Source organism: Streptomyces ossamyceticus (assembly GCF_001418475.1).
Taxonomy (GTDB): Bacteria; Actinomycetota; Actinomycetes; order Streptomycetales; family Streptomycetaceae; genus Streptomyces; species Streptomyces ossamyceticus.
Window position 1 is genome coordinate 1 of the sequence record NZ_LIQX01000512.1, and the last position, 3,806, is coordinate 3,806.

Consider the following 3,806-nt stretch of genomic DNA (forward strand, 5'->3'; position numbering starts at 1 on the left):
AGGCTCGCGGCGGCGCCGCCGACATGGGCCCTGGCCGGGCCCTGCCCGATCGCCGTGGGCAGCACGTCGGTGCGCAGCCGGGCGATGGTGTCGGCCGTGGCCTTGTCCTGAGGGCTGGTGGTCGGGAACACCACGAGGGTCGCGATGCCGGTGGCCCGATCGATGTGTGTCGGCGCGACGGACGCGATGCCCGGATCCGCCGCGACCGTGGAGGCGAGACGGTCCACCACTCCTCCATCGCCGGTGGGGTCCACGGCGATGACGAGGGGACCGTTGGTTCCCGGGCCGAACCCCTCGGCGACGAGGTCGTAGGCGCGGCGTTCGGTACGGCTCTGCGGCAGGGAGCCGTCGTCGGGCAGGCCGACGCGCAGGCCGAGCACGGGCAGCGTCGCGGTCAGCAGCAGCCCCGCCGCGCCGACCGCGTACGGCACCGGGTGCCGGCTGACGTGCCCGATCCAGCGACGCCACCCGGCGGCGTGGGCGGCGCCTGCCGCCGGGTCCCGCCGTCGTGCGAGTCGGCCCCGCGACCTGGTCCGCAGAGCCCGGCCGATCCGGCCGGCCCGGCCCAGCCGTGGGCCGGCCGCGCCGAGGAAGGCCGGCAGCAGCGTCACCGACGCGAGCACCATGATCAGCACGACGATCGAGACTGCCAGGCCGCCCACCGTCATGAACGGCACGTTCGCGACCGCCAGGCCGAGGATCGATACGACGACGGTGCCGCCGGCGAAGACCACGGGCCGCCCCGCCGTGGCCACCGCCCGTCCGGCTGCCTCGTGTGGATCGAGCCCGCGCGCCAGGTACTCCCGGTGTCTGGCGAGCACGAACAGCGCGTAGTCGATGCCCACTCCGAGCCCGACCATGCTGCCCAGGACCGGTGCGAAGGTGGGGACCTCTGTCACCCCCGCCAGAACCGTCATCGTGGCGACCCCGACGGTCAGCCCGAAGACCGCCATGCCGATCGGCAGCGCGGCGGCGACGAGCGAACCGAACGCCAGGAACAGGATCGCGGCCGCGGCGAGAAGGCCGATCAGCTCGCTCGCGCCGCCGTCGGGGTCGGAGAAGGCGTAGAAGAGGCTCCCGCCCATCTCCATCCGCAGGGGCAGTTCGCCGCGCAGCCGGTCGCCGAGACCGACGAGGGCGTCGAGGTCCTCGGCCGACAGTCGGCTCTGGTCGGGGTACTGCACCCGGACGACCGCGATCCGCCCGTCGGCCGACACAAGTCCGCCGCGCACGGCGGTGTCCCGGCCTGCGTCGAGCGCCCCCGCCGGGTCGCTCGCGCCGAGCACGTGCGGCAGCCGCTCCACCTCGGCCCGCAGCCGTGTGAGAGCGGTGCGCGCGCCGTCGTCGTCGAAGAACGTCGCACCGTCGTCGAGGGGGGTGAGGACCACTTGGGCGGTCATCCCCTCCTGGCCGGTGCGGGCCCGCTCGATCAGTTCCGCGGCCCTTTGCGAGTCCAGTCCCGGAGCGGTCATCGAGTCCGCGGTACGCCCGCCGAAGGCGACGGCGGCGAGGACGGCGAGCGTGGCGGCGATCAGCCATGTCGCGATCACCCGCCAGGGATGGCGGGCGGCGCTTGCGCCCAGGCGCAACAGGGCTTTCGAGAGCATCGGGTCCTCCAACCACCTCGTCGGCCGTCCTTGTACGGCCGCCGATGCCGAGGCTCGTCGCCACGGCGCTCCGCGGCATCGGCCCGCGGGCCGTGGATCCGTCGGCCCCGGGGCGGAGTGACGACCCGTCCTTTCGGCCGATGCGCGCCACGCGGTGGTCCCTAGGCTGGGAACCGTGCTCCGAGACGACCTGCGAACCCTGTGGACCGAACCCCGGCCGCCCGGCGCGCCCGCACGGGTGCGGCGGGACTGGGCGCTGCTCGCCGCGGGCCTCGCCGGTGTGGCGCTGGAGGCCACCCTGCGCGAGGACGTCGTGTGGCGGCCGGTGGCGGTGGTGTTCACCGTATGGCTGTGGCTGCTGCCCCTGTGGCGCCGGACCCGCCCGCTGGCGATGGTGACGCTGGCGTTCGGCTCGGTGGCCCTGCTCCAGGTGGCCTCGCTCGTCGCCGCCCTGCGCGAGCCCGTCGGCCTGTACACCGGCACGGTCGTGCTCGTGCTCGTGTACGCGCTGCCCCGGTGGGGATCGGGACGCGAGACCGTGCTGGGCGGCGCGGTGATCCTCGCGGTCGGCACGCTGTGTGTCGTCGCGGACGGGACCCCGGTCGTCGAAAAGGTCGTGGGCCTCGTCTTCCTGATGCTGCCCGGGGTGGTCGGGGCTGCCGTGCGGTTCCAAGTAACCGCTCGCGAGCGGCAGTTGGAGCAGCTGCGCTCCCGCGAGCGCGAGCAGCTCGCCCGGGAACTGCACGACACGGTGGCCCACCATGTGTCGGCCATGGTGATCATCGCCCAGGCGGGCCGAGTACTCGCGGGCACCGACCCGTCCGCCGCCGTCCAGGCACTGGAGGGGGTCGAGGAGGAAGGGGCGCGCACGCTGGAGGAAATGCGCGCCATGGTCGCCGCGCTGCGCGACCGCGGGGTCGGCGCCGAGCTGGCGCCCCCTGCCGGAATCGCGGATCTGGAGCGCCTGGTGCGCACCCCGAGTGGTCGCCTCAGGGTCGACCTGGGGCTCGACGGCGAACTGGACGCGCTGCCCCCGGCCGTGGACGCGGCCGTCTACCGGATCGTGCAGGAGTCGGTGACCAACGCGCTGCGTCATGCCGTCGACGCGACCGAGCTCGTCGTTCGGGTCGCCGCGGAACGGCACACGGTACGGGTGAACGTGCGCGACAACGGCCGGCGCACCGGCCGAGGCCGCGACGGATACGGACTCACCGGACTGCGCGAGCGCGCGACCCTGCTCGGCGGCACACTACGAGCCGGCCCGGGTACCGACCAGGGCTGGCATGTCGAAGCCGAACTGCCGAGAGCGAGGAGCGAGAGCGGTGTCCATTCGCGTCCTCGTCGCTGACGACCAGACGATCATCCGCTACGGGCTGCGGATCATGCTGAACGCCCAGCCCGGCATCGAGGTGGTCGGCGAGGCCGCCGACGGGCGGGAAGCGGTGCGTCTGGCCCGCGAACTACGCCCCGACGTCTGCCTGTTCGACATCCGCATGCCCGTACTCGACGGGCTTGAGGCCACCCGGCTGGTCGCCGGGCCGGGCGTCGCCGACCCGCTGGCCGTGGTCGTCATCACCACGTTCGACCTCGACGAGTACGTCTACGGCGCGTTGCGTGCCGGCGCCCGCGGATTCCTCCTCAAGGACACGGGCCCGGACCTTCTGGCCCAGGCCGTACGGTCGGCGTCCGACGGTGAGGCGCTCATCGCGCCCAGCGTCACCGTCCGTCTGCTCCAGGCATTCTCGGACCTGCCCGCCGGCCGGCCCGCGGTCCAGCCGGTCTCCCCCGTCACCGCCCGCGAGGAGCAGGTGCTCCTCGCCGTCGCTCGGGGGCTGACCAACACCGAGATCGCCGACGCACTGCACATCAGCCTCAGCACGGTGAAGACGCATCTGGCCAGCCTGATGGCCAAACTCGGCGCCCGCAACCGGGTCGAGATCGCGATGTGGGCCTACGAAACACGCCGTCTCCTCCCCGGAACCTGAGCGGGGTGCCGGGCCGGCGGGTGCGGGTGCGTCGTGGTTTCTCGCGCAGTTCCCCGCGCCCCTGAAGGGAACGGGCCTGCGGCCCGCCCCTTCATGAAAAGCACGGGGCGCAGCCCCGGCCGCTTTTCAGGGGCGCGGGGAACTGCGCGAACAACCCCCACTCACCCGCACCCGCCGAACAAACAGCGCGCCCCCGAGCTATCGGGCGCCCGGC

Annotated in this window: 3 protein-coding genes; 2 read left to right on the plus strand and 1 reads right to left on the minus strand. The window is 73.6% G+C overall.

The window, feature by feature from the left end; all coding sequences use genetic code 11:
* A partial coding sequence (locus AOK15_RS31400) for an MMPL family transporter (RefSeq protein ID WP_055521729.1) occupies nt 1-1,607 on the minus strand: 1,607 nt, incomplete at its 3' end.
* 175 nt (nt 1,608-1,782) lie between these two features.
* On the opposite strand from AOK15_RS31400, the gene AOK15_RS31405 reads away from it, so the two are divergent.
* Together AOK15_RS31405 and AOK15_RS31410 are read left to right on the plus strand one after the other, a co-directional pair.
* On the plus strand, nt 1,783-2,955 hold the full coding sequence (locus AOK15_RS31405; RefSeq protein ID WP_055521727.1) for a sensor histidine kinase: 1,173 nt from the start codon (nt 1,783-1,785) through the stop codon (nt 2,953-2,955).
* Nucleotides 2,930-3,592, plus strand: a complete 663-nt coding sequence (locus AOK15_RS31410; protein ID WP_055521728.1) for a response regulator — start codon at nt 2,930-2,932, stop codon at nt 3,590-3,592. Before AOK15_RS31405 ends, AOK15_RS31410 begins: the two co-directional genes overlap by 26 nt.
* The last annotated feature ends 214 nt before the right edge of the window (nt 3,593-3,806 follow it).